The sequence below is a fragment of the Mesonia oceanica genome (genome assembly GCF_902499555.1).
Classification (GTDB): Bacteria; Bacteroidota; Bacteroidia; order Flavobacteriales; family Flavobacteriaceae; genus Mesonia; species Mesonia oceanica.
Genome location: NZ_CABVMM010000011.1, coordinates 62,643 through 88,547, shown reverse-complemented (window position 1 = coordinate 88,547; position 25,905 = coordinate 62,643). Strand labels below are relative to the sequence as shown.

Annotated in this window: 23 protein-coding genes; 10 read left to right on the top strand and 13 right to left on the bottom strand. The window is 33.7% G+C overall.

Going from position 1 to position 25,905, the window contains the following annotated elements; all coding sequences use genetic code 11:
• Positions 1-28: 28 nt before the first annotated feature.
• The 3 genes from ffh to FVB9532_RS13995 all read right to left on the bottom strand — a co-directional run bounded on the left by ffh (position 29) and on the right by FVB9532_RS13995 (position 6,202).
• Positions 29-1,357 carry a signal recognition particle protein gene (gene ffh / locus FVB9532_RS14005; protein WP_150545801.1) on the bottom strand — a complete coding sequence of 443 codons (1,329 nt, stop codon included), beginning with the start codon at positions 1,355-1,357 and terminating at the stop codon, positions 29-31.
• 360 nt (positions 1,358-1,717) lie between these two features.
• Positions 1,718-3,844, bottom strand: coding sequence for a DUF7619 domain-containing protein (locus tag FVB9532_RS14000; protein ID WP_194716556.1), 2,127 nt, complete (start codon positions 3,842-3,844; stop codon positions 1,718-1,720).
• 114 nt (positions 3,845-3,958) lie between these two features.
• Positions 3,959-6,202, bottom strand: a complete 2,244-nt coding sequence (locus FVB9532_RS13995; protein ID WP_150545799.1) for a DUF7619 domain-containing protein — start codon at positions 6,200-6,202, stop codon at positions 3,959-3,961.
• Positions 6,203-6,817: 615 nt separating this feature from the next.
• Here FVB9532_RS13995 and FVB9532_RS13990 point away from each other — a divergent pair.
• From FVB9532_RS13990 to FVB9532_RS13980, 3 genes are read left to right on the top strand one after another with little or no spacing between them, the layout of a single operon-like run.
• The gene (locus FVB9532_RS13990; RefSeq protein WP_150545798.1) at positions 6,818-7,333 is read left to right on the top strand and encodes an RNA polymerase sigma factor; all 516 of its coding nucleotides are present in this window, start codon (positions 6,818-6,820) and stop codon (positions 7,331-7,333) included.
• A gap of 55 nt (positions 7,334-7,388) precedes the next feature.
• Positions 7,389-8,291, top strand: a complete 903-nt coding sequence (locus FVB9532_RS13985) for a FecR family protein (RefSeq protein WP_150545797.1) — start codon at positions 7,389-7,391, stop codon at positions 8,289-8,291.
• Positions 8,284-10,590 (top strand): TonB-dependent receptor plug domain-containing protein, encoded by a 2,307-nt coding sequence (locus tag FVB9532_RS13980; RefSeq protein ID WP_150545796.1) that lies wholly within the window; start codon positions 8,284-8,286, stop codon positions 10,588-10,590. Before FVB9532_RS13985 ends, FVB9532_RS13980 begins: the two co-directional genes overlap by 8 nt.
• A 3-nt stretch (positions 10,591-10,593) precedes the next feature.
• Here the strand turns inward: FVB9532_RS13980 and argS are convergent, their stop codons facing one another.
• Complete coding sequence (gene argS, locus FVB9532_RS13975) at positions 10,594-12,369, bottom strand: arginine--tRNA ligase (RefSeq protein ID WP_150545795.1); 1,776 nt, start codon at positions 12,367-12,369, stop codon at positions 10,594-10,596.
• A gap of 178 nt (positions 12,370-12,547) precedes the next feature.
• Here argS and FVB9532_RS13970 point away from each other — a divergent pair, with 178 nt between their 5' ends.
• The 3 genes from FVB9532_RS13970 to FVB9532_RS13960 all read left to right on the top strand — a co-directional run bounded on the left by FVB9532_RS13970 (position 12,548) and on the right by FVB9532_RS13960 (position 14,211).
• Entirely contained in the window at positions 12,548-12,997 is a 450-nt protein-coding gene (locus tag FVB9532_RS13970) for a thioredoxin fold domain-containing protein (RefSeq protein WP_150545794.1), read from the top strand.
• Between the two features lie 7 nt (positions 12,998-13,004).
• Positions 13,005-13,427, top strand: coding sequence for a hypothetical protein (locus FVB9532_RS13965; protein ID WP_150545793.1), 423 nt, complete (start codon positions 13,005-13,007; stop codon positions 13,425-13,427).
• 151 nt (positions 13,428-13,578) lie between these two features.
• Positions 13,579-14,211, top strand: coding sequence for a MarC family protein (locus tag FVB9532_RS13960; RefSeq protein WP_150545792.1), 633 nt, complete (start codon positions 13,579-13,581; stop codon positions 14,209-14,211).
• 9 nt (positions 14,212-14,220) lie between these two features.
• Here the strand turns inward: FVB9532_RS13960 and FVB9532_RS13955 are convergent, their stop codons facing one another.
• The 3 genes from FVB9532_RS13955 to FVB9532_RS19925 form a co-directional block, all read right to left on the bottom strand.
• Entirely contained in the window at positions 14,221-15,102 is an 882-nt protein-coding gene (locus FVB9532_RS13955; protein WP_150545791.1) for a T9SS type A sorting domain-containing protein, read from the bottom strand.
• A 97-nt stretch (positions 15,103-15,199) separates the two neighbouring features.
• The gene (locus tag FVB9532_RS13950; RefSeq protein ID WP_194716555.1) at positions 15,200-16,021 is read right to left on the bottom strand and encodes a helix-turn-helix domain-containing protein; all 822 of its coding nucleotides are present in this window, start codon (positions 16,019-16,021) and stop codon (positions 15,200-15,202) included.
• A gap of 74 nt (positions 16,022-16,095) precedes the next feature.
• Positions 16,096-16,230 (bottom strand): hypothetical protein, encoded by a 135-nt coding sequence (locus FVB9532_RS19925; protein WP_262714400.1) that lies wholly within the window; start codon positions 16,228-16,230, stop codon positions 16,096-16,098.
• Between the two features lie 60 nt (positions 16,231-16,290).
• Here FVB9532_RS19925 and FVB9532_RS13945 point away from each other — a divergent pair, with 60 nt between their 5' ends.
• Positions 16,291-16,554: a hypothetical protein gene (locus FVB9532_RS13945; RefSeq protein WP_150545789.1), complete on the top strand. Its 264-nt coding sequence runs from the start codon at positions 16,291-16,293 to the stop codon at positions 16,552-16,554.
• A gap of 77 nt (positions 16,555-16,631) precedes the next feature.
• Positions 16,632-16,901, top strand: coding sequence for a MarC family protein (locus FVB9532_RS13940; protein WP_228482352.1), 270 nt, complete (start codon positions 16,632-16,634; stop codon positions 16,899-16,901).
• Here FVB9532_RS13940 and FVB9532_RS13935 read toward each other — a convergent pair whose 3' ends face one another.
• Both FVB9532_RS13935 and FVB9532_RS13930 read right to left on the bottom strand, forming a co-directional pair.
• Positions 16,902-17,567: a hypothetical protein gene (locus FVB9532_RS13935; protein ID WP_150545788.1), complete on the bottom strand. Its 666-nt coding sequence runs from the start codon at positions 17,565-17,567 to the stop codon at positions 16,902-16,904. It lies immediately after the preceding gene.
• A gap of 14 nt (positions 17,568-17,581) precedes the next feature.
• Complete coding sequence (locus FVB9532_RS13930) at positions 17,582-17,785, bottom strand: hypothetical protein (RefSeq protein WP_150545787.1); 204 nt, start codon at positions 17,783-17,785, stop codon at positions 17,582-17,584.
• Between the two features lie 69 nt (positions 17,786-17,854).
• Between FVB9532_RS13930 and FVB9532_RS13925 the strand changes: the two genes are divergently transcribed.
• Both FVB9532_RS13925 and FVB9532_RS13920 read left to right on the top strand, forming a co-directional pair.
• Entirely contained in the window at positions 17,855-19,285 is a 1,431-nt protein-coding gene (locus FVB9532_RS13925; RefSeq protein ID WP_150545786.1) for an SDR family oxidoreductase, read from the top strand.
• Positions 19,282-20,772, top strand: coding sequence for a BCCT family transporter (locus tag FVB9532_RS13920; protein ID WP_317132294.1), 1,491 nt, complete (start codon positions 19,282-19,284; stop codon positions 20,770-20,772). Before FVB9532_RS13925 ends, FVB9532_RS13920 begins: the two co-directional genes overlap by 4 nt.
• Before the next feature lie 116 nt (positions 20,773-20,888).
• On the opposite strand, the gene ctlX is transcribed toward FVB9532_RS13920, so the two are convergent.
• The 4 genes from ctlX to eno form a co-directional block, all read right to left on the bottom strand.
• Positions 20,889-21,827, bottom strand: coding sequence for a citrulline utilization hydrolase CtlX (gene ctlX, locus FVB9532_RS13915; RefSeq protein ID WP_150545785.1), 939 nt, complete (start codon positions 21,825-21,827; stop codon positions 20,889-20,891).
• A 221-nt stretch (positions 21,828-22,048) separates the two neighbouring features.
• Positions 22,049-22,963, bottom strand: a complete 915-nt coding sequence (locus FVB9532_RS13910) for a dimethylarginine dimethylaminohydrolase family protein (RefSeq protein ID WP_150545784.1) — start codon at positions 22,961-22,963, stop codon at positions 22,049-22,051.
• Between the two features lie 72 nt (positions 22,964-23,035).
• Complete coding sequence (locus FVB9532_RS13905; RefSeq protein WP_150545783.1) at positions 23,036-24,322, bottom strand: citrate synthase; 1,287 nt, start codon at positions 24,320-24,322, stop codon at positions 23,036-23,038.
• 212 nt (positions 24,323-24,534) lie between these two features.
• Positions 24,535-25,821 (bottom strand): phosphopyruvate hydratase, encoded by a 1,287-nt coding sequence (eno, locus tag FVB9532_RS13900; RefSeq protein WP_150545782.1) that lies wholly within the window; start codon positions 25,819-25,821, stop codon positions 24,535-24,537.
• Between the last annotated feature and the right edge of the window lie 84 nt (positions 25,822-25,905).

The window sequence follows — 25,905 nt, the reverse complement described above, 5'->3', positions numbered from 1 at the left end:
CGGACATTTTACTCCCAGCCTTTTTGTTTTATTTCATTCCGCGCATCATTTGCATCATTTTCTTTCCGCCTCCGCCTTGCATCATCTTCATCATTTTGCTCATTTGATCAAACTGCTTCAGTAATTGATTTACCTGAGTTACTGAAGTTCCTGAACCTTTTCCTATTCTTTGTTTTCTACTTGCATTAATAAGTGATGGTGTAGACCTTTCTTCTGGTGTCATCGAATGGATAATAGCTTCAATATGTTTAAAAGCATCATCATCAATATCGATATCTTTCATAGCTTTTCCAGCACCGGGAATCATCCCTATGAGGTCTTTCATATTCCCCATTTTCTTTACCTGCTGAATTTGATTTAAGAAATCGTCAAACCCAAACTGGTTCTTGGCAATTTTCTTCTGAAGTTTTCTCGCCTCTTCTTCGTCGTACTGTTCTTGAGCTCTTTCTACTAAAGAAACCACATCTCCCATTCCCAAGATACGATCTGCCATACGAGAAGGGTAGAACACATCTATGGCTTCCATCTTCTCACCGGTACCAATAAACTTAATAGGTTTATTTACCACAGATTTAATGGAAATAGCCGCACCACCACGAGTATCACCATCTAATTTGGTAAGAATAACTCCGTCAAAATTCAATGTATCGTTAAAGGCTTTTGCTGTATTCACTGCATCTTGCCCTGTCATAGAATCTACCACAAATAAAGTTTCCTGTGGCTGGATAGCTTTATGAATGTCAGAAATTTCATTCATCATCGCTTCATCTACCGCTAAACGACCCGCGGTATCGATAATCACTACGTTATGACCGTGCTCTTTAGCGTAAGCGATTGCTTTTTGAGAAATAGCAACCGGATTTTTTTCTTCTCGATCTGAAAATACTTCAACCCCAATTTGATCTCCCACCACATGTAACTGGTCAATCGCTGCCGGACGATAAACATCACAAGCTACCAATAAAGGATTTTTTGTCTTTTTAGTTTTTAGGTAATTAGCAAGTTTACCGGAGAATGTAGTTTTACCACTACCTTGTAACCCTGACATTAAAATCACACTAGGATTTCCTGAAAGGTTAATTCCTTCTGCATCTCCTCCCATAAGTTCGGTAAGCTCATCTTTCACGAGCTTTACCATAAGCTGCCCTGGTTTTAAGGCTGTAAGTACATCTTGCCCCAGTGCTTTTTCTTTTACCGTATTGGTAAAGTTCTTAGCGGTTTTAAAGTTAACATCGGCATCTACCAATGCTCTTCTTACCTCTTTTAAAGTTTCAGCAACATTAACTTCGGTAATCTGGCCATGCCCTTTTAAAACGTGTAGTGCCTTGTCTAACTTATCACTTAAATTATCAAACATAATCTTTCAGTCAATTTTTGAGATTTGCAAAGTTAACGATTTGCTACATAACAATAAAAAAAGCAACCTTAAAAATAAGCTTGCTTTTTGGAAATATATTTATCAGATTTATTTTAGCATTGAAAATTACTCCAATTAAAGAATTTTTAACCTAAAAAATAGAGGTCGGCAGTTAATTTCTCAAAGAACCTTCCTAACTTTTAACTTAATCGCTAGGAAGTACAATCTAATTAAAATCAATATATGTAATAATTAAACTTAAAATAATTAACTTTTGCATATTTTACTACCGACCATTAAAAAATTCATCAAATTGGTGGTTTATTGAGGTTAAGCCTCCTATTTCAATGAATTAACCATTTACTTCTTCACTACTTTTTGAGTAAAAGAGTTTCCGCTTTCTGTAGTCATTTTCACAAAATAAATACCGGTGTTTAGCGAACTTAAATTAATCTGCTGAACTTTATTTTTAACTAAAATCTGCTGACCTGTTATCGAATAAACTCCTACTTGATCTATTCTTTCCGAAGAATTGTTTTCAATATACATTACATGTTCTGTAGGGTTTGGATACAATTGAATTTTAGATGAAAACTCTTTAGCAGCGACCGATAAGTTTTCTATAATTTCTGTAGAGACTTCATTGGTAATAATCGGTTCGTTAAAGTCGAAATAGATAGCAGCATCTCCAGCTATTATATCTCCAACTGCAATACCTTGTTTTGGCTTTATCTTATAGGAAATGTAACCTTGGCTACCTTCTTCATCGGCGTCTTCAAAGGGTAAATCGATGTTATTAAAAACAAATTCTAGCGCATTACCGTTTACAATATTCACTTGATAATCATCACTAGCGGAAACCATCTGCAGAGAACTCCAATCTAAGTTATCACTCAAGGTATCTTTTACTACTACTTTTTGTGCATTCGCAGTACCAGTGTTTTGGAAACGAACCATATAATGTAAATAGTTACTGGCTTCTTCAATATAAACCTCAGTTCCTTCCAATACCCTTTTATCATTAGGATCAAAAGAATTCACTACTTCTTGACTATAGGTAAACTCATTATCACTTGGGTTATCATCAATAACAGAAGTTGTTATTTCGATATTAAAATCTAAGCTATCACCACTATTTAACGTTGGAGGTTGGGCATTTAAAAATTCAACATTTATATAATCACTTTGAAAAGGGGCTAAATCTGTAAAGCTAAAACTTATTGTATTGGTGGTCGTCGCAGTTTCTGAAGGTGAAGCTACTATAAAAGTTTGTAAATTTTCATCATAGGTGAGTAAAATCTCTCCATCTAAACTAGTGGTACCGTTATTAGTAAAAACAATTTGATAATTAATTGAAAAACCCGGAACTGCTGTTTGTAATGGTAAAAATACAATTGAAACATCATTTACCTCAGCATTTGCTTCTGCACAAAAATTCACAGTTTCTTGGTTTCCATAGCCTGTAAAGTTGACTTGCTGTGAAGCTGGTGTAAATGCATAATTAGTATCTATTGAGCCTACTGTCAAAGTATTTGTGCCTTCACTTGTGTATAAAATATAACTTCCATTAGCATTAGTGATTGTACCATAATCTTCGCCGTTTATAGTTGTAGTGACTATTGTGTTTGGTATTACAACTGCTGAAGGGTCATTACAACCTAAGCCTGTATCATATTTAACAACACCACTTATAAGATTAATAGCTTCCATATTAAAATCACAATTAGTACTTACGGTAAACCAAGGCTCTCCAAGCCATTCATTGTTATAAAAACTTTCAAAAAACACATCTACGTCATCTACGCAAACATATTCAAGACTTTCCATATCACTAAAAGGGGCTTCTGCATATAAATTTGCGACATCTACATTTTTAAGATTTAAATATTGTAAATTTTCAAGATACATGAGTTCTAAATATTCTAAATTAGAATTATTAGAAACATCTAAAGATGTTAATGGGTTACCTTGACAATCTACCTTTTCCAAAGCTAGATTATTACTTAAGTCTAATAAAACTAAATTATTATTTCTCACATAAAAATCTTTTAAATCCAATAACATACTTACATCTATACTATATAAATTATTAAAACCTACATCAATCTGTTGCAAGGCTAAATTATTAGAAAAGTCTATTGCACTTATTTGATTATGATCTAAGTTTAATTCTTCAAGATTTACAAATGAGGTTAAATCGATAGCTGTTATTGAATGATTCCAAATTGTTAAACTAGTTAGATTCTGAAAAGCTTCCAAACCTGTTGTGTTTTGAATTTTGGGATCAAACGAAGAACCACTACTAAATTCTAATTCTGTAACGGCTAATGCTTCCGAAACCTGAATTTCTCCATCAACGTTAGTATCAATAGCTGGATCATAGTTGAGAAGCGCATCTTTTAAATTCTGATCTGGAATATTAATTGTTTGTGCAGAAAAGTTTTGAAACGATAGTACTAAGAGCACTAATAAAGTAATTTTTTTCATCATAATAAGTTTTTGGTAATTTTATTTATAACAACCAAAAACAAAAAATTCCTAACACTTTTTAATAAAAATGTCAGGAATTTTCAATAATTATAAAAAAAACCGAACTTATCTTTACTTTTTAATCACTTTCTGAGTAAAGGAAATTCCGCCTTCTGTAGTAATTTTCACAAAATAAATACCGGTGTTTAGCGAACTTAAATTAATCTGCTGAGCTTTATTTTCAACTAAAATCTGCTGACCTGTTATGGTATAAACTCCTACTTGATCTATTTTTTCTGAAGAATTGTTTTCAATATACATTACATGTTCTGTAGGGTTTGGATACAGTTGAATTCTAGATGATAACTCTTTAGCAGCGACCGATAGGTTTTCTATAATTTCTGTAGAGACTTCATTGGTAATAATCGGTTCGTTAAAGTCGAAATAGATAGCAGCATCTCCAGCTATTATATCTCCAACCACAATACCTTGTTTTGGTTTTATCTTGTAGGAAATGTAACCTTGGCTACCTTCTTCATCGGCATCTTCAAAGGGTAAATCTATGTTATCAAAAACAAATTCTAGCGCATTACCGTTTACAATATTCACTTGATAATCATCACTAGCGGAAACCATCTGCAGAGAACTCCAATCTAAGTTATCACTCAAGGTATCTTTTACTACTACTTTTTGTGCATTCGCAGTACCAGTGTTTTGGAAACGAACCATATAATGTAAATAGTTAATGGCCTCCTCAATATAAACCTCACTCCCTTCCAATACGCTTTTATCATTAGGGTCAAAAGAATTCACTACTTCTTGACTATAGGTAAACTCATTATCACTTGGGTTATCATCGATAACAGAAGTTGTTATTTCGATATTAAAATCTAAGCTATCACCACCATTTAACGTTGGAGGTTGAGCATTTAAAAATTGAAGGTTTATATAATCACTTTGAAAAGGATCTAAACCTGTAAAGCTAAAACTTATTGTATTGGTGGTCGTCGCAGTTTCTGAAGGTGAAGCTACTATAAAGGTTTGTAAATTTTCATCATAAGTGAGTAAAATCTCTCCATCTAAACTAGTGGTACCGTTATTAGTCACAACAATTTGATAATTTGATGAAAAACCAGGTCTTGCATTATTTATAGGAAGAAAGGCAACTGACAAATCATTGATGGTAGTAGCAGCTTCTGCACAAAAATCTATAGTAGTTTGATTTCCATAGCCCGTAAAGTTGACTTGCTGTGAAGCAGGTGTAAATGTAAAATTCATATTAGCAGAAAGAGCCGTTAATGTATTATTTCCTTCATCGGTGTATAACGTATAGTCTCCATTAGCATCTGTTATGGTTCCATAATCTTCCCCATTCACATTTGCGGTAACCAGTGTGTTTGGAACAATTACAGCAGAAGGGTCATTACAACCTAAGCCTATGTCATACTTCACCGAACCGTACACCACATTAGGCTGATCATTACCAAAATTACAATTCGTACTTAATGTTGCATTTAATACTTCTAGCTGCTGAAAATACCATGTATTAAAAGTATCTATTTCATCTACGCATACTAATTCTACATTGGGAGTCTCATAAAATCCTTCTCCTAAACCAATATTGGACGAATTACCATTTTTTAAGTTTACATAAACCAAAAATTCACTATCAAAAAAGCTAACCTCTATTAAATTAGGGTTTTGAGATAAATCTAGCTCGGTTATTAAATTACTTTCAATCCACAAATATTCTAAATACATATTATTACTCACATCTAAGTTAGTAATAGGATTTGCACTTAAAAATATTTCTTCTAGATTAAGATTTTGAGACAAATCTATCGCTGCAATATTATTCCCAGATGCACTTAAAAGCTCTAAATTTAATTCGCCGGTAATATCTAAAGTGGTTAAATTATTACCACTAATTTCCAATTCTAGTAAATCAGGATGATCGAGATTAATGGATGTTAAATTATTATTACGAATTCTGAAAATCTGCAGGTTAGAATTCTGAGAGATATCTACTGTGCCAATATTATTGTCATTTAAATTTAATACCTCTAAGTTCACCAAGGAAGTTAAGTCAATATCTGTTAATACATTTCCTCTTAAATTTAAATTAGTCAAATTTATAAAAGCTTCCAGACCTGTTGCATCACTAATTGTAGGCGCCCAAGAAGATTGAAACTGCACATCTAATTCTGTTACCTGTAAAGCTTCAGAAACTTGAATTTCATTATCATTATTAGTGTCTATAACAGGTGAATAGTTTAATAATAGTGACTTTAAATACTCATCTGGAATATTAACTGTTTGTGCAGAAAAGTTTTGAAATGCTAGTACAAAGAGTACTAATAAAGTAATTTTTTTCATGATAAAAGTTTTTGATATTTTCACTTACAACAACCAAAAACAATAAACTCCTAACATTTTTAATAAAAATATTAAGAGTTCTCTATGAATATTTCAAAAAAATTAAAATCATCTTTTCTTTTTCTATCACTTTCTGAGTAAAAGAAGTTCCACTTCCTATTTGATACTTTCAAAAATAAATTCCTGTGTTTAGTGAACTCAAATTAATCTGCTGGGATTTATTTTCAACATGCATTACATCTTCAGAAGTGACTGATAAGTTTTCAATAACTTCTGTAGAAACTTAACTTCATTAACACCGATGCATCAAAATCCAAATAGATAACTGCTTCTGCTAAAATAGATGTGGTTTTTCGTATAGAATGTATAAAATTGATTGATTATCAAGGTATAAATATTAAAAAGCATATAGACTAAAAGAAAATGGCCGCCAAAAAAGACGACCATTCTCCCCCTAAACAAAAAACAAATAAGAAAACCCTTAAAAAGAATAACTAAATTAAGACCATGCTTCGCAACATAAATCTTGTTTGTTATTTATAAAACATACTATCTTATTAAATTCCTACTTGTTATTATAAATTTTTCTACATTTATTGCCTAAAATTCAAAAGAATGCCCAAATCCCTAAAAGAAAATGTTTGTGAAGAACGTCTTTTCAGTAAGATTTATAATGAGCATGCCACCCACTTATTTAATTTTCTTTATTACAAGTTTGGTGAAAAATTAGGTCCCCAAGATAAAGTGCAAGAAGCTTTTGTAAAACTTTGGAAAAAATGTAAAGACGTTCCGCCCAACAAAGCCAAATCTTTTTTATTTACGGTGGCCAACAATTTAATGCTGAATGAATTTAACCATCAAAAAGTGGTTCTAAAATACCAACAGAAACAAACTAAAAAAGTAAATCATCAAGACCCACAGTTTTTAGTAGAAGAAAAAGAATACTTAGAAAAATTTCAAAACGCATTAGCCAAACTTACTGAAGCCCAACGCGTCGCTTTTATGATGAATCGTACCGAAGGTAAAAAACATAAAGAAATTGCTGAAATTTTAGGCATCTCAAGAAAAGCAGTTGAAAAGAGAATTTACACTGCCCTGAAAAAACTTCGGGAAGATTTAAAAGAAATTTAATAGTAGAGGTAGGAAATTTTTAAGCTTACTTGTTTTATTTGCAGAGAACACGAAGATGAAAGAAGAAAAACTCATACAAAAATGGTTAGACGGCGAGCTTTCTCCTGAAGAAAAGAGAGAGCTTGAGCAATTTGAAGCCTTTAAGGACTATCAAAAAATTGATGCCGCCGCACAATATTTTAAAGCGCCAAAGTTTGACGCAGCTACCACTTACACCAACATACAGGCACAAAAAGAGAAAGAAAACACTCGTACAAATTGGTTAGCAAACATTAGTAAAATTGCTGCCGTATTGATTATCGGGTTTTTAGCTTATACTTTTCTTTTTCAAGATTCCTTAACCGAAGTTTCTACGCAAATAGCAACTTCAGAAAATATTTCACTCCCAGATAATTCTCAAGTAAATGTAAATGCTGCTTCTTACTTTGCTTTTAATGAAAATCAATGGAAACAAAAAAGGGAAGTACAACTAAAAGGGGAAGCTTATTTTAAGGTTGCCAAAGGTGAAAAATTCACAGTGGTGACTCCCTTAGGAAATGTTAGCGTAAAAGGAACACAATTTAATGTAAAACAACGAAACAATATTTTTGTAGTGAGTTGTTATGAAGGCCTTGTAGAAGTAACTACCGCAAAAGACACTATTTTACTACCCGCCGGGAAAGAATACAGAAAAATTAATGGAAGTAGTTTAGTAGAAAATATTTCTGCCCAAACCCCTTCTTGGATTGCCGGAGAAAGTAATTTTACAAGCACTCCATTAAAAGAGGTGTTTAACGAACTAGAAAGACAATATAACATTAAGGTTCATTTAAAAAACCTTACTTTTGATGCAGATCGAACATTTACCGGAAGCTTTGTACATAACAACTTACAACAAGCATTAAAGGCAATTACCATTCCTTTTAATCTCACGTACAAAATAGAAGGTAGTTCTGTAAGCATTATTAAAAGTGAGTAAAAAAAACTACCTCATTGTAATATTTCTTTTCACTTTTTGCCATCAGCTTTTTTCACAAGAAAAAAGTCAGAACACTTTTCCTTTAACAGAATTATTAGAGATATTAGAAAGCCACTCCAATTACAGGTTTTCTTACGCTGATGAAGATTTAAAAAATATTGAAGTACCGGAACCGCCCAATATGCTTTCGGTTACCGAAACCATCGCCTTCTTAGAAGAAAAAACGGGGTTTAAATTTACCCTCATTGGCAGTAATCAAATTGTAGTCGATGCAAATATTCCTGTAAAACCCCCAAAGCAAGAATTACCGGTAGAAAAATTAGATGAGATTATTTTAACCAACGTAATCGCTAAAGGGGTCTCTAAAATTAAAGATGGAAGTTTTAAAATTAATTTTGATGAAATAGGGATCATTCCCGGACTTATTGAAAATGATGCTTTTCAAACCATACAAGCACTCCCCGGAGTAGAAAGCGTAAATGAAAAAGTTTCCAATATTAATATCCGTGGCGGAACTAACGACCAAAACTTAATTTTATGGGATGGGATTAGAGTCTATCAATCCGGGCATTTTTTCGGGTTAATTTCTGCCATCAATCCACATCAAAATCATACCGCGACATTATATAAAAATGGCACTCCCGCTTATTTTGGCAATAGCGTTTCAAGCGTTATTGAACTCGCTTCAGATAAAAAGTTAAACGATGAGTTTACTGCAGAAATTGGACTTACATTTTTAAGTGCCGATGCTTTTATCGACACCCCACTCGACAAAAAATCTTCTATACAGATTGCAGCAAGAACCTCTATTAACGGAGCTTTTATCACTCCTACTTATTTACAATATTACGATAGGGCATTTCAAGATACAGAAGTCACCACCAATCCAACTAGTCTAAGTAATGGTGAAGAGGATTTCAGGTTTTCAGATGTGAGTTTTCGGTGGTTATACCAACTTTCTGAAAAAGATATATTACGACTAAATTATTTTTCCATTTCTAATGAATTGGGTTTTACTGCTGAAGAATTAAACAACGGAACTATTGAAACCAAAAGCAGTAAGCTTTCACAAAACAGTTTAGGAATGGGGGTGTATTATCGCAGAAATTGGAGCGAAAACTTCACTTCACAACTTCAACTCTATCATTCTAACTATAAGCTTACTGCTACAAACGAAATTCTAAACACCAGTGATTACCTAGAGCAAGAAAACAATTTATATGAAAACTCGCTTAAATTAACTACCAAATGGGTTTTAGATAGTCACTTTCAGTTAAATTCAGGTTACGAGTTTATTTCTACCAAAATAAAAAATGCTGAAGCTAACGAGGAAATCACCAATGAAGATAGGCTTGCAAATACCATCAATGTAAATAATCTATTCGCCAGTGTACGCTACCAAAGTTCTTCTAAAAAAACCTTGATCCATGCGGGTACCCGATTAAATTATTTGAATGATTTTAATTTGCTATTAGCCGAACCAAGGCTAAGTTTGAATCAGCAGTTTTTGAATAACTTTTCGATAGAAGTTTTAGGCGAATTGAAAAGCCAATATTTATCTCAGGTGATAAATTTTCAAAATGATTTTTTGGGAATTGAAAACCGAAAATGGCAATTGGCAGATCAGCAAATTTTCCCTATCCTTCAAAGTAGGCAAGCTTCTTTAGGACTTAACTTTCAAAAAAATAATTGGTTGGCAAGTGTAGAATCTTACGTAAAAGAGGTTGAAGGAATTTCTTCACAAAGTCAAGGGTTTCAGAATCAATATGAATATGCGCAGATTGTGGGGGATTATAGAATTTTAGGATTGGATATTCTCATCAATAAAAAGTTTAAAAATTTTGATACTCGCTTAAGTTATTCTCTTACGCATAATGATTATTTCTTTGAAGATTTATCTACTTCAGGAATTCCGAATAATTTTGAAATCACTAATTCTTTCACCTTTGCCACTTCCTATAGCTACAAAACTTTTAAAGCTTCCGGCGGACTCATTTGGCGTAGCGGAAAACCCTTCACTCCAATTACCGAAAATGGGTTAGCCAACAACCAATTTGATTATGAACCTATTAATAGCAGTAACTTAAAAGATTATATGCGGGTAGATATTTCGGTAAGTCAAGAGTTTAAAATTCAGAAGAAATTAATGGCCTACGCTGGTTTATCTATATGGAATTTATTGGACAGGAAAAATATCATCAACTCTTATTACCGCCAAAATAGGAATAATGAAATTTATTTAGTGCAGCAAGAAGCTTTAGGCTTAACCCCAAACTTTGTGTTCAGGGTTAAGTTCTAATTTTTACATACGTTCAGGAACATCTATTCCCAATAACGAAAATCCGTTTTTAATGGTATTGGCCACCGCTTCTGAAAGTTGAACCCTAAATATTTTTTCTTCTTCAACCTCTGCCCCCAAAATACTTACATTTTGATAGAACGAATTAAATTCTTTTACCAAATCGTAGGTATAATTTGCAATTAATGCGGGACTGTGTTGTTCTGCCGCTTGTTGCACGATCTCTGGATATTGCTGAAGCAACTTCACTACTTCACGTTCTTTCTCGTGCAATTGATAGTCTGCTAAATCTGTAGAATGATTAAAATCTGCTTTTCTTAAAATGGAACGAATTCTTGCATACGTATATTGAATAAACGGTCCTGTATTTCCTTGAAAATCTACCGATTCTTCGGGATTGAACAAAATACGTTTTTTAGGATCTACTTTTAAAATGTAATATTTTAAGGCTCCCAAACCAATAGTTTTGTACAGTTGTTGTTTTTCTTCTTCAGTATACCCTTCAAGCTTTCCTAATTCTTCAGAAATTTCTTGGGCGGTTTTGGTCATTTCTTCAATAAGATCATCGGCATCTACTACAGTTCCTTCACGGCTTTTCATTTTTCCGCTGGGTAAATCTACCATTCCGTAGCTTAAGTGATACAAATGATTTGCCCACTCAAAACCTAATTTCTTCAAGATTAAAAACAATACTTTAAAATGATAATCTTGCTCGTTTCCTACAGTGTAAACCATTCCGTTAATGGCATAATCTTCCACACGCTGAATCGCCGTACCGATATCTTGCGTCATATAAACCGCAGTTCCATCAGCACGCAACACGATTTTTTCATCTAAACCTTCTTCGGTTAAATCTATCCACACACTTCCATCTTGCTTTCGGTAAAAAACGCCCTTTTCGAGTCCGTCGTTTACCACCTCTTTTCCTAATAAATAGGTATTACTTTCGTAGTAATTTTTATCAAAGTCTACCCCAAGCGCTGCATAAGTTTGCTCAAAACCATCATACACCCATTGGTTCATCTTTTCCCATAGTGCTACTACTTCTTCATCTCCAGCTTCCCACAATTGTAACATTTTTTGGGCTTCCAGTATCAACGGCGCTTCTTTTTTGGCCTGCTCTTCAGAAACACCTTGCTTTTGTAATTCAGAAATTTGAGTTTTATATTCTTTGTCAAATTTCACATAGTAATTACCAACAAGTTTATCACCTTTTAATCCTGTAGAATCCGGAGTTTCACCTTCTCCAAATTTCTGCCAAGCCAACATACTTTTGCAAATATGAATTCCTCGGTCGTTAATAATTTGAGTTTTATAAACTGTATTTCCCGCAGCTTTCAATATTTCTGCAACAGAATAGCCTAATAAGTTATTTCGAATATGTCCTAAATGCAAAGGTTTGTTTGTATTGGGCGAAGAATACTCGACCATAATTTTTGGAGATTGCTCATTGGTAGAGATGCTTCCATAATGCTCGTCGTCTTTCATAACATTGAAAAACTTTAAGAAATACGCATCACTAAGCACAATATTCAAGAAGCCTTTTACCACATTAAAGCCAGCAACCTCTTCTACATTTTCTTCTAAGTATTTCCCTATAGCTTCTCCCAATTGTACCGGATTGGTTTTTACTTGACGTAACATAGGAAAAACCACAACGGTCACATCACCTTCAAACTCTTTACGTGTTGCTTGAAACTCAACATTTTCTAGTTCTATATTATGAAGGTGTTTTACGGCTTCTTTTACTTTGTCTGCTAATGTGTCTTGAATAGTCATCTTCTCAAAAAATTTTGAACCGCAAAGATAATTTAAAATTTAAAGCTGACTAACATCCTTAACGGCTTTCCTTTTTAAATTCAGTATTAGTTGTATTAAAAAAGTGAAATTTAAATTGCATACAGAGCGTTTGTATTCCTTCTAATTAAGGCTTAACTTTAACTAATAATATTAAGAAATGCGACTATTCACATCTTTCCTGATCAATAAATTGTTTTTAGTATGCGGAATGTTTGTTTTCTTCGGAATTTCTTCTGCTAAAAAACCAGCGGCTAAAAAAGGAATTGATTTTTATAATGGGAACTATCAAGAAGCTTTGGAAAAAGCAGAAAAGGAAGAAAAATTGGTTTTTGTTTATTTATATGCCAATTGGTGTGGCGTTTGTAAATCTCTGAAGAAAAATACGCTAAAAGATAAAGAAGTAGGTAGTTTTTATAACGAAGAATTTATAAACCTTGCACTGAATGCAGAAAAAGGGGAAGGTAAAATAATTGCAGAAAGTATTGGACTTCAAAGCTACCCTACCTTACTCTTTTTAAACGGTGGTGATGGTAGAATCTTAAATCGGGTATCCGGTTACAAAACACCTATCCAATTAATTAACTTAGGAAAGATTTACACCCAATAAACACGTTATGTTACTAAATGTTTCTTATAATCATCCTGAACGCCGTGAAAAGATAAATGAAGAAGTAGGAAGAGCATTTACGTTAATGGAACGTATTAAAATGAAAGGAGTTGGTTCCCATAAACTTTTTATTACTTCCACCAGCATTGAAATTCACCATCTGCTGATTCTAGATAAATATATCAATACTTGCAATATTGAAATAAGACCTGACGGAATTATTGTCACTTTCCGGTCGTTATTAGAAACTTATGCTTTGGTTATCCCTTACTATAAACTAAAACTCTACAAAAGCAAAGCAGAAGAATACTCCATTTACCGAGATCACTATTTTATTAAAGTAAAAGCTGATACCAAAAACACGCATATCTTCATGAAGAAATTGCTGGATTTTAAAGCGAATCATTGGACTTCTTCTTCGCATCCTTGATTTTTTCTGTATAAATATTGAAAACCGTACTTTTCTAGTTTGAATATTTAATTTAAAAAATTAGTCTCTTTTTTAACCTTCCTCAAACATTCATTTAAAGAATTGCTTACATCCATCTAAATTTTAAAAATCACATTTGCGGCAAAAAAGAATGGACTTATTTATCTATGTTTTTGCTGCTTTATTTTCGGTGATTAATCCGCTGGGAACGGTTCCTATTTTTGTAGGACTTACTAAAGAAGACAGTAATGCCGAGAGATCGCGCACTTCAATTCTTACAGCAATCAATATTTTTGTAATTTTATTAATTGCATTTTTCACCGGAAAATATATTCTAAATTTCTTCGGAATTAGTATTGAATCCCTCCGCATTGCCGGTGGACTCATTATTGTTTCTTCCGGTTTTGCATTACTTACGGGAACTTTCAATAAACACAAAGGAATGGACCGCGAAAAAGTAAAAAATGATGCTTATCAACGTGATGGCGTAGCATTAACTCCGCTAGCGATACCAATGTTGGCCGGACCAGGATCTATTTCATTTTTAATTGGTTTAAATGAAGAACATAATGAGTTATTAGATCAATTAGTGATCGTCCTTTCTATCTTTGCCGTTTGTTTTGCTACTTTTTTGGTATTAAAAAGCGCCCCCATTATTGTAAAATGGTTAGGCGCTTCAGGGATTAATGCAATTTCAAGAATTATTGGTTTTATTGTGATTGCTATTGGTATTGAATATATTAGCTCTTCCGTAATGACGGTTTTAGGTGTGGTATTTAGGTAAATATTCCATTTACTTTTTAATAAATTTCCTTACAATACTATTTTGACCAGCTAACTTTAGAAAATACACCCCTTTAGATAATGTGGCAATGTTAATAGCTTGATTTTCTGTTATAGTTTTAGCTAATACTTTTTTTCCCAGTATATCATAAATAGCAATTTCTCCGCTATATGTTGAAATGAAAATTTCTTCCGAAGAAGGATTAGGATACATTACAATTTGAGACTTTTCATAAGAAGTATTAGTTAGAACATCACCTTCTAAAGAAAGATAATCTATGGTAAAAAAGGAAGAACTACCGTCTCCACTAATGTCTGCTTGCCAGCCTGATCCAACACCACCAATAATAGAGCCTTTTCGATTTATCAAAGACGGATCTAAAATTACTGCTATAGAATCTGGTTCTTGGGTAATATCATCATACTCGATAGCGACTTCAAATAATTGATAATTTAATTGTTCTTCACCTAATTTCAATTCTCCTATACCAATGGTGTCCCTTTGAGAAATAGCCGGATCCCACTTGGTAAGAAATACATTTACCTGAGCAGTGTCTACAACATATTCCCCCTCTTTTTCAAGCAAATTTTCGGTATATTTATAATACCCTGTCAGTTTTTCCGGCAAATAACTAATAGGTGCTCTCTGTATAGCAGCGTCTTTCACATAAAAATACCACATTCCCAAGGTAAGGGCATAATTATTATGATGTGCATCAGCATTATTTCCAAAATAAAAATGCTCAGAAAATGAATCATTTTCACCAAAAATCACTCCACATTGCCAATAATTAAGTTTGGTGTCTGTTTGCCAATCTTCAAAATCTAAATTTTGGAGTTGAGCTGAAAGAAATAAAGGACACAAGTAAAATAAAGTAAGAATTTTTTTCATCACAAAAGTTTTTAAGTTATATGATAAATATACCTTACCTTTATTTAAACAAATTATCAAAAAGAGATAAATACTTGTAAAATAGACAATTATACATCTATAAATTATAGAGTGTCAATAACTCCGCTTTTAACTCTGAAGCTGATTTACCGGTATTTGACTTGATAAATTTGCTGAAATTAGCAGGATTATTAAAATTAAAGTCATAGGAAATTTCTTTTAATGATGCTTCATTAAGTATCATTTCCCTTTTAATTTCTAGAAGTAATTCTTCGTGAATTATTTTAAGAGGCGTCTTCCCAAAAGTTTTCTTACAAATTGCGGTAAGTTTATCTTTAGGCAATGATAGTAGCTCTGCATATTCAACTACTTTTCTTTTAGTTTTAATGTTTTCCCCAACAGCTAATATAAATTTTGCAGAAAAATTCACTTGGTCAAAAAACACTCCGGTAGATTGATTTTCAATTAAAGTAATAAGAATAATTTCTAAGTAACTATATATTTTACAAAAAGATAAATGCGTACTATCCTGATTGAGATTCAGAATTTCAATTTGCTTAAAAAGTTGATGTAGTAATTCAAAATCTTTTAATTTCAATTTTAATTCGGCTTGTTTAAAAAATAAATCATAATGCCGAATTGGAAAAATAAACTCAAAAATATCTTTTTTAAACTGAAGAAGTAACCCATTAGCTTGATTACGTCTCAACAAATGAACCTGCCCGGGATATACTAAATAAATAGAACCTTTGGATAAGCTGTATTTTTGAAAATCGATAAATTGATGTCCTTCGCCCTCATTTACCAAAATAATTTCGAAATAATTATGACGATGGGGTGTTTTGTAATTATAAGAATTCGAATAATCTAAAGATTCAACGCTTAATAATTGTTCTGTAGGTAAAGATACAATATCCATAATTTCAGTCATCAAAATAAAACACTGAAATTAAATCAATTAAACTATTAAAAGCAAATTAAAAACTTAATACTTTAACGTTTTTTAAAAGCAATTCCGCAAACTAAAGAAAGAATTCCTAAGCAAATCATGGCGAAAGATTGTGTGGCATCGTTTTCAGCCATTACTTTTTCTGTTCCATTTTCTAAAGAAACATGCGGAAATAGCAAGGTGTATATTCCATAGCCAATTAATTAATTTAGGAAAGATTTACACCCAATAAACACGTTATGCTACTAAATGCTTCTTATAATCATCCTGAACGCCGTGAAAAGATAAATGAAGAAATAGGAAAAGCATTTACGCTAATGGAACCTATTAAAAAGAAAGGAGTTGGTTCCCATAAACTTTTTATTACTTCCACCAGCATTGAAATTCAACATCTGCTGATTTTAGATAAATATATCAATACTTGCAATATTGAAATAAGACCTGAAGGAATTATTATCACTTTCCGGATTTGTTTTACTCACAGGATCTTTCAACAAACATAAAGGTATGGAGCGTAAAAAAATAAAAATGATGATTATCAACGTGATGGCGTAGCGTTAACTCCGCTCGCGATCCCAATGTGCTGGCCGGACCGGGATCTATTTCATTTTTAATTGGCTTAAATGAAGAATACAGTATTTTCTTAGATCAACTTGTCATTGTACTTTCTATTTTAATTGTATGTTTTGCGACGTTTTTAGTTTTAAGAAGTGCTCCGTTTATTGTAAAATGGCTAGAAGCTTCCGGCATTAATGCAATTTCCAGAATTATTGGTTTTATTGTGATTGCTATTGGTATTGAATATATTAGCTCTTCCGTAATGACGGTTTTAGGTGTTGCGTTTAGGTAGTTATTGGCAATCGTTATTGTAATAATTCACAATCGACCTTATTTCATAACGCTTAAAATACTTACTCTTAATTTTATTCATTAAATCGGAACAATCGCTAAAATAATTTTTAGCGATTGTTTTAAAACGTTTTGAATAGGTATTTCCGTTTCTCAAATCGGTCACTAAATCTTGACCGGGAACTCCTAAATAATAATCGAAATTGGTGTATTTAACATCTTTCAACACATTGTTAGAAACTGAATTATTCACTCCTTGAGACATTTCGTTAGCAAAATTTTGACCTGCAAAGGCATCAGTAGTTGTTTTTTTCTTAAAATAAAGAATCACATTTCCTTCAGTAAAAACTTCTAATAATTTAATAGCGTGTGGGTAGGCAACTCCATCGACAATCTTGTAAGCATATTTTTTCTGTTCTCCTTCAATCGTTAAATCAACAGACTTTGCTGTTTTATAATTATAAAAAATCTTATCGGCATCTATATCCTCTTTAAATACAATCTCATTATTTAAGTTTAGCCTCGCAACCCCTTCTATAATCTCTCCAGATCGCGTTTCTACTTTTGCTTCATGAAAAGGATTAATTGCAAAGGCACCACCTCCTACTTTTTGAGAATACGTAATAAAAGGCAGAAGGAATAAAAGTGTAAAAAGTATATTTTTCATATAAATAAAGTGAACTATCGTTTTCTAAAAGCAATCCCGCAAACTAAAGAAAGAATTCCTAAGCAAATCATGGCGAAAGATTGTGTGGCATCGTTTTCAGCCATTACTTTTTCTGTTCCATTTTCTAAAGAAACGTGCGGAAATAGCAGGGTGTATATTCCATAGCCAATTAATACAGCTCCAACTAACAGCAAAACGATTTTTAATGTATTCTTCATTTTATAAACCCATCTTAAAAAGTACCGAAAGTTAAGTATTTAATTGTAATTTTCTTGGAAAATTGACTCATGAAAATTCTTCTTACCGGTGCTAATGGATATATAGGAATGCGATTATTGACTTTACTTTTAGAGCAAGGCCACGAAGTTGTCTGCGCAGTAAGAAGTGCCGACCGACTATCGGTAGACCCTGAAGTAAAAAAAGAAATCGAAATTGTAGAGATTGATTTTCTAGAAGAAGTAAAACCCAACTTACTTCCCACAGATATTGATGCAGCGTATTATTTGATTCATTCCATGACAACTTCTACCAAAGATTTTGATGAAAAAGAAGCACAAGCCGCAGAAAATTTCAACCACTATTTAGAACCTGTCAATGCTAGGCAAGTTATTTTTCTTACCGGAATGACCAATGATAAGGAAAGTTCTAAGCATTTAAGTTCCCGCAAAAAGGTTGGTGAAATTTTACAGGAAGGCAATTTTCATCTTACATGTTTGCAAGCTGGAATTGTAGTAGGTTCAGGAAGTTCCTCTTTTGAAATTATCAGAGATTTATGTGAGAAACTTCCGTTTATGATTACCCCACGATGGGTAGACACCAAAACACAACCTATCGCGATTAGAAATGTCTTGCAATACCTCTCCGGTGTTTTGGGTAACGAAAAGTGTTATGATGAAGCTTTTGATATTGGTGGCCCAGAAGTATTGACTTACAAAAAAATGATGCTTCAATATTCTAAAATTAGGGGATTAAAATTACACATTATCGGAGTTCCTTTTATGACGCCAAGACTCTCTTCCTATTGGTTGTATTTTGTGACTTCCACCTCCTATAAACTTGCCGTAAACTTAGTGGACAGTATGACGGTAGAAGTAATTTCTAAAGATACGCGTTTACAAGAAATGTTAAATATTGAACCTATTTCTTATGAAGAAGCAATCAAAATGGCCTTCGATAAAATTGAACAAAATCAAGTGGTTTCTAGCTGGAAAGATTCTAAATCTAGCGGAAGATACAGGCAAAAAGATTTGAATAAGTACATTCAGGTTCCTACCCATGGTTGTTTGCGTGATGTTCAGCAACAAAAAGCAGAAGATCCAAAAGTTTCATTAGAAAAAATCTGGAGCATTGGTGGCAAAAATGGTTGGTATTACGCCAATTCTTTATGGAAATTCAGAGGTTTTCTCGATAAACTTTTTGGCGGTGTAGGATTGCGTCGTGGCAGAACACATAATAATAAAATTAATACCGGAGATTCACTCGACTTTTGGCGTGTGCTTTTAGCCGATAAAGAAAATAACAGGCTCTTATTGTTTGCTGAAATGCGCGTTCCTGGAGAAGCTTGGTTAGAATTCTGTATTGACGAGGAAGGAATTGTACACCAAACCGCCACGTTTAGACCCAGGGGAATTGCCGGAAGAGCTTATTGGTATAGTATGCTTCCGTTTCATTTTTTTATCTTTAAGGGAATGTTGAATGAAATTGCGGCTGCCAAGTGATTAAATCTTTACTCGACTACTTTAAGAACAACCTTCTTTTAGCCTTATCTATTCTGACTATTTTAGCTTTTTCAGGTTTTATTTTTATTTCTCCGCAAAGCTTTTATTACACCATAGAATCTTACTCGGTAACCATTAGAAACCTCTTCGGAAGTTTTTACTTGTGGTTAGGTTTAGGCTGTGTTTTGTTTCTATTTATTTTAGTCTTTACCCCCTTAGGGAAATTAAGACTCGGAAAAGAAAAACCAGAGTACGACACTTTATCTTGGATTGCGATGCTTTACAGCGCCGGAATGGGTGCCGGTATTTTATTGCGCGCCGTCCAAGAACCGGTATTTATGCAACAAAACCCGCCCATTTCTAGCAATAATTCTGCGGAAGTAATGGCACTGGAATATACTTTTTACCAGTGGGGATTTACCGCTTGGGCATTTTATGTATTCTTCGCTTTAGTAATTGGCTATTATTTATTTATTCGAAAAAAGACGATGTTGCTCAGTAATGCTTTTCCTCAGTTTGAGGGCAGTAAACTAATTAAAGGGATTGATTTATTAACTGTTTTAACTACGGTTATCGGAATTGTTGCCGCTATTGGTCTAGGAACCGAACAAATTGAGGGCGGACTCACATTTCTGCTCAATACCGAGAACGATTACGCATTTGCTTATTTATTTACGTTTATCATCTTTCTCTTCGGTTTTATTTCTGCCTATCAAGGAATTCACAAAGGGATTCAAAAAATATCAAATTGGAACATTGCATTAACATTTCTACTATTACTTTTTGTTTTTGTGCAAAGTGATATGCTTCAGATTTTTGAAAATTTTGGGATAGCGACTTATCAATACATCATCGATTTTCTTCCGTTGAGTTTAGCTTTGGGAAATTACAATCCCGGAAAGCAATTTTTAACCGACTGGACACTTTATTATTGGGCTTTTTGGCTAGCTTGGGCACCGTTTACCGGTATTTTTATCGCCCGAATCTCGAAAGGAAGGACCATTCGGCAAATGATTTTGGGCGCTATTTTAATCCCCTCACTAGGTAGTTTCTTTTGGTTTAGTGTTTTTGGCTCTTCCTCTTTTCAGCTTATCGAACAGATGAATAATTACCAAGGGGATTTTGATAATGTGTTCACTTCTATTTTTGTGTTTCTTAAAGCTTATCCACTTTCTACGCTAACTTCTATTTTAACCATTGTTCTCTTAGTTGGCTTTCTAATTACCTCGGTAGATTCTGCCATTTATGTGTTGAGTATGTTTACCGATAAAGGAAAACAAAACCCCAAGAAAACCCATCGATTAGTTTGGGCTATTTTAATGTTCATTTTCACCGAAGCCATTTTACTCTTAGGAAGTTTTAATGCTGAAATTGATGTACTCACCGCCATGCAAAAATTGTTGATTGTCACTTCACTCCCTTTTGCATTATTAAGTGTTTTAATAGGAATTCGACTGGTAAAAGATTTCCGAAGTTTGAAATCGTAAAAACAAAACCTCATAGATTTTTGAAAAATCTATGAGGTTTTGTTTATCAAGATAAAATGCTGAATCAAGCCTGCCTACTGGACGGGCAGCTTCAGCAAGACGCCTATTTAAAAAATTTATTTTTCAGCTTTTGGCAAGAAAACTTCAGCGAGCATACAACGCGCACTTCCACCTCCAAGGGTTTCGATGGTTTGCAAACTGCTGCTTAAAATTTCGCAATGCTTTTCAATTTTAGCCACTTGGTCTGTCGTTAAACTTTGGTGAGCACGTTCACTCATCACCAAATATTTCTTATTGAATGCTCCTTGTACTTGCAACATATTTCCGGCAAATTCATGCATTTGCTCTTCAGAAATCGTAATAATTTCTTTACCGTCTTCTTTCAAACTATTCATCACGGCTTTTCGTTGCTTTTTATCGTCGATGGTATCTAAACAAATTACCGCAAACTCTTCTGCCAAGCACATCATCACGTTGGTATGGTAAATCGCTTTACGTTCACCGTCTACGGTTTGATTCGCTTTAAAAATAATGGGCATGTACTCAAAATCTTCACAGAACTCGATAAGTAAATCTTCATCGGCGCGTTCAGAAAGTGCACAGTAAGCTTTTTCGTTAGCACGGTCTAGTAGTAAACTCCCCGTTCCTTCTAAGAAAATGTTCTCTTCTTCCGCCGCCGTATAATCAACAATATTTTTAATTTCAAAACCTTCTTCCTCTAAGCTTTGTAAAATATCTTCACGACGTTCTCTCCTTCTATTTTCAGCAAACATTGGATACAGGGCTATATCTCCTGTTTCGTGAAAAGAAACCCAGTTGTTCGGAAAGATGGAATCAGGGGTATTATTTTCAGCAATATCATCAACCACTACTACATTTACACCTACTTTACGTAGTTTCGATACAAAATCGTCAAACTCCTGCTGCGCTTTCTGAGTAATTTCATCTACGTTTCCTTCAATATTTTTCTGAAAATAATTATTTACCGCCGTTTCTTCATTCATTCTAAAAGCAACGGGTCTAATCATTAAAATACTATCTGTAATCTGTTTCATTTTTCTTCTTCTTAATACAATAATTAATGTTTGTCTCCTCTTACGGAATGTATTTTAAAAATTTTTCTAATCCGCTCAAACTGACAAAGTAATTCATATAGTTATTTATTTTGAGCGTCCGGGCAGGCTTTCGCTACTCGCTTTTTTTGTCTATAAAACCTTTCGACTCCGCTCAAGGCAACAAAAAAGAGCTCAAACACACCGCTCAATCCTTGACGCGATTACTCCCGAATTAACGGTAAAGTAGAACAACGTAATAAACCTTCTTGCTTGGCAATTTCGGCATAAGGTACTTCTTCTACAGTAATTCCATTTTCACGAAGCCAAGCGTTTAATCGTGTAAAGTTTTTTTCAGAAATGACTACCTCAGGAGAAATGGAGAAAATATTACTGTTCATATGATACATTTCTTCTTTGGTAATTTCAAATACATTTTCTTTTCCAAAGTAATTCACCAACCACTCGTATTCTTCTTCTTCTAAAAACCCATTCTTATGAATAATGGCTTTGTCTTTTCCAACCGGCTGAAAACAACAATCTAAATGCAACGCATTATTTTTCGCATCGGTATTCGATTTTCTAAGATTGAACGACTTGACGGTTTTATTCGGAAATAATTCTTCTAAGGCTTTTACAGCTTTTGTATTGGTTCTCGCAGTAATAAAATCGGGATAATCTTCACCTCGGTAAGTTCCTACAAAAATATAATCGCCGTGTGGCATGACATCGCCACCTTCCACATGTGCTTCCTCTGGGAAACGTACTACATTTTCTTTTGGAACCCTATCGATAATATGCTGAATGGCTTCAATCTCTCGCTCACGATCGGGTAAAATATTCGCAATGATAAATTTATCTTCGATCACAAAACCTATATCTCTTGAAAAAATCTGATTGTAATTTTCAATCACTTTTGGACGGTAAACTTCAACGTCATACTTTTTTAATACGTCTTCTACCGCTTTAATTTCCTTGACCATATCCTGCTCTTCTGGATAGGTACCGGCTTTTAAGTGTTCTAATGATTTGGGATCGTAAGTATCATCGATAGCTGGTTGATCTCCTATGTTTCTTGCAAGACCTAATACTACGGCTTTAAGCCGATTGGTCTCATTGGTGATATGTAATGAAAGCATTTTTATTTTTTAGCAAATATAAAAAAAGCTCCATATTCCTATGAAGCTTTTATAAAATTGACAATAATATGATTATCTTTTTTCGATATCCTTAAAGTCTCTGTGGTTTTCACCGATATACACCTGACGTGGACGTCCAATTGGTTCTTTTTTCAATCTCATTTCTCTCCATTGTGCAATCCATCCCGGTAATCTACCTAAGGCAAACATGACGGTAAACATTTCTGTTGGAATCCCTAATGCTCTATAAATAATTCCTGAGTAGAAATCTACGTTCGGATAAAGCTTTCTTTCTACAAAATAATTGTCTTCTAGAGCTTCTTTTTCTAATCCTTTGGCGATGTCTAATACCGGATCCTCAATTCCTAAATCTCCTAATACTTCATCAGCAGATTTTTTGATGATTCTCGCGCGAGGATCAAAGTTTTTATAAACGCGGTGACCAAAGCCCATTAATCTAAATGGATCTTCTTTGTCTTTCGCTTTTTGCATATATTTTTTGGTATCGCCTCCGTCTTCTTTAATACCTTCTAGCATTTCGATAACAGCCTGATTAGCTCCTCCGTGAAGTGGACCCCAAAGTGCAGAAATACCAGCAGAAATTGAAGCAAACAATCCAGCGTGAGATGAACCTACGATTCTTACCGTAGAGGTAGAACAGTTTTGCTCGTGATCTGCATGAAGAATCAATAATTTGTTTAAAGCTTCAGAAACTTTAGCATTCACTTTATACTCTTCATTTGGCTTTTTAAACATCATTTTTAAGATGTTATCTACATAATTTAAAGAGCTATCACCATAATCTAATGGCTTACTATTTCTTTTTCTTAGTGTCCAAGCTACCAATACCGGAAACTTAGCTAATAATTTCACGATAGCCGTATACATATCTTCTTCTGAATCTACGTTTACAGAGCCTGGGTTAAATGCAATTAACGCACTTGTTAATGATGAAAGTACTCCCATTGGGTGAGCAGTCTTAGGAAAACCATCTAAGATTTTCTTCATCTCTTCATCTACGTGAGATTCTTCTTTGATATCTCCGTAAAATTTATCTAATTGCTCCTGAGTGGGAAGCTCGCCAAAAATCAATAAATATGCTACTTCTAAAAAGCTCGCTTTTTCCGCTAAATCTTCAATCGAATATCCTCTGTACCTCAGAATCCCTTCCTCTCCGTTTAAGAAAGTAATGGCACTCTCACAAGATCCTGTGTTTTTAAAACCGGGATCTAATGTTATAAGTCCACCGGTATCACCTCTTAAAGATTTAATTTGAATCGCTTTTTCGCCTTCTGTTCCTTCTGTAACAGGAAATTCATATTTTTTCCCGTCAAGTTCTATCGTAGCTGTTTTTGACATTTTATTTATTATTGAATTTTTAATTTAAAGTGTCGCTAATTTACAAAATATAGTGTTAAATAGCCGTTAAGAAGGCTTTATAATTTTGATTATTTCAATAGAAAATTCCTATTATCGAAAAGGTTAATCCAATAATTAAGAAAAATTCATTTTTTCGCATAAAAAAAGTCCTATTTTTCAATAGGACTCTTTTTTGAATTTATATTCTTAGATTAGATTTTAAAAGCTTTATCTTGTGGATAATAAGCTACTTCACCTAATTCTTCTTCAATTCTTAATAATTGATTGTACTTAGCCATACGGTCACTACGAGAAGCAGAACCGGTTTTGATTTGCCCAGTATTTAGTGCAACAGCTAAATCTGCAATGGTATTATCTTCCGTTTCTCCTGAACGGTGAGACATGACAGAAGTATAACCTGCATTATGCGCCATATTTACAGCAGCAATAGTTTCAGTTAATGTACCAATTTGATTTACTTTGATCAAGATTGAATTGGCGATACCTTCGTCAATTCCACGTGAAAGACGTTCTACGTTAGTTACGTATAAATCATCTCCAACTAATTGTACTTTATCTCCAATTTTATCTGTTAAGGCTTTCCAACCTTCCCAGTCGTTTTCATCCATTCCATCTTCAATGGAGATGATAGGGTATTTTGAAACTAATTCAGCTAAGTAAGAAGCTTGCTCTTCGCTTGTTCTTACTTCACCACCTTCACCTTCAAATTTCTTGTAATTGTATTTTCCATCTTCGTAGAATTCTGCTGCAGCACAATCTAAAGCAATCATTACTTCTTCTCCAAATTTATAACCTGCATTTTCAACCGCTTTTTGTATTGACTCGATAGCATCTTCTGTTCCATCTAAGGTTGGAGCAAAACCTCCTTCGTCACCTACAGCTGTACTTAAGCCTCTGTCTTTTAAAACTTTCTTAAGGTTGTGAAAAATTTCAGTTCCCATTTTTATGGCGTGAGAAAAGTTCTTTGCTTTTACCGGCATCACCATAAATTCTTGAAACGCAATTGGTGCATCTGAGTGAGAACCTCCATTAATAATATTCATCATAGGAACCGGAAGTGTTTTAGCACTTACTCCTCCTACATATCTATACAAAGGAAGGTTTAACTCATTTGCAGCAGCTTTAGCTACTGCTAAGGATACTCCTAAAATTGCATTCGCTCCTAATTTAGATTTATTTGGAGTTCCATCTAACTCGATCATTGCTTTATCAATAGCTTCTTGTTCAAAAACAGAAAAACCGATTAAATTTTCAGCAATGCTTGTATTTACGTTTTCTACAGCTTTGGTTACGCCTTTTCCCATATAATCATCACCACCGTCTCTAAGTTCAACCGCCTCATGTTCTCCAGTTGAAGCTCCAGAAGGAACGGCTGCCCTACCTAATATTCCGTTTTCTGTAATTACATCTACTTCTACCGTAGGGTTACCTCTTGAATCAAATATTTGTCTAGCGTGAATTTCAATTATTAAGCTCATAGTTCTTGTTTGATTATAAATAATTTAGCTGCAAGATAATGATTTAAAAGCTTAAATACTTTTAAATTTATGTCAACAATTATG

Excerpts from the sequence above, each read along its gene's own strand:
- FVB9532_RS13965 (WP_150545793.1), top strand. The coding sequence starts at position 13,005 with ATGTTACTAAATGTTTCTTATAATCATCCTGAACGCCGTGAAAAGATA.
- FVB9532_RS13955 (WP_150545791.1), bottom strand. The coding sequence starts at position 15,102 with ATGAAAAAAATTCTTACTTTATTTTACTTGTGTCCTTTATTTCTTTCA.
- FVB9532_RS13960 (WP_150545792.1), top strand. The coding sequence starts at position 13,579 with ATGGACTTATTTATCTATGTTTTTGCTGCTTTATTTTCGGTGATTAAT.
- FVB9532_RS13910 (WP_150545784.1), bottom strand. The coding sequence starts at position 22,963 with ATGCTTTCATTACATATCACCAATGAGACCAATCGGCTTAAAGCCGTA.
- FVB9532_RS13950 (WP_194716555.1), bottom strand. The coding sequence starts at position 16,021 with ATGGATATTGTATCTTTACCTACAGAACAATTATTAAGCGTTGAATCT.
- FVB9532_RS13970 (WP_150545794.1), top strand. The coding sequence starts at position 12,548 with ATGCGACTATTCACATCTTTCCTGATCAATAAATTGTTTTTAGTATGC.
- ffh (WP_150545801.1), bottom strand. The coding sequence starts at position 1,357 with ATGTTTGATAATTTAAGTGATAAGTTAGACAAGGCACTACACGTTTTA.
- FVB9532_RS13995 (WP_150545799.1), bottom strand. The coding sequence starts at position 6,202 with ATGAAAAAAATTACTTTATTAGTACTCTTTGTACTAGCATTTCAAAAC.
- FVB9532_RS14000 (WP_194716556.1), bottom strand. The coding sequence starts at position 3,844 with ATGAAAAAAATTACTTTATTAGTGCTCTTAGTACTATCGTTTCAAAAC.
- FVB9532_RS13925 (WP_150545786.1), top strand. The coding sequence starts at position 17,855 with ATGAAAATTCTTCTTACCGGTGCTAATGGATATATAGGAATGCGATTA.
- FVB9532_RS13930 (WP_150545787.1), bottom strand. The coding sequence starts at position 17,785 with ATGAAGAATACATTAAAAATCGTTTTGCTGTTAGTTGGAGCTGTATTA.
- FVB9532_RS13945 (WP_150545789.1), top strand. The coding sequence starts at position 16,291 with ATGCTACTAAATGCTTCTTATAATCATCCTGAACGCCGTGAAAAGATA.
- FVB9532_RS13990 (WP_150545798.1), top strand. The coding sequence starts at position 6,818 with ATGCCCAAATCCCTAAAAGAAAATGTTTGTGAAGAACGTCTTTTCAGT.
- ctlX (WP_150545785.1), bottom strand. The coding sequence starts at position 21,827 with ATGAAACAGATTACAGATAGTATTTTAATGATTAGACCCGTTGCTTTT.
- argS (WP_150545795.1), bottom strand. The coding sequence starts at position 12,369 with ATGACTATTCAAGACACATTAGCAGACAAAGTAAAAGAAGCCGTAAAA.
- FVB9532_RS13905 (WP_150545783.1), bottom strand. The coding sequence starts at position 24,322 with ATGTCAAAAACAGCTACGATAGAACTTGACGGGAAAAAATATGAATTT.
- eno (WP_150545782.1), bottom strand. The coding sequence starts at position 25,821 with ATGAGCTTAATAATTGAAATTCACGCTAGACAAATATTTGATTCAAGA.
- FVB9532_RS13935 (WP_150545788.1), bottom strand. The coding sequence starts at position 17,567 with ATGAAAAATATACTTTTTACACTTTTATTCCTTCTGCCTTTTATTACG.
- FVB9532_RS13985 (WP_150545797.1), top strand. The coding sequence starts at position 7,389 with ATGAAAGAAGAAAAACTCATACAAAAATGGTTAGACGGCGAGCTTTCT.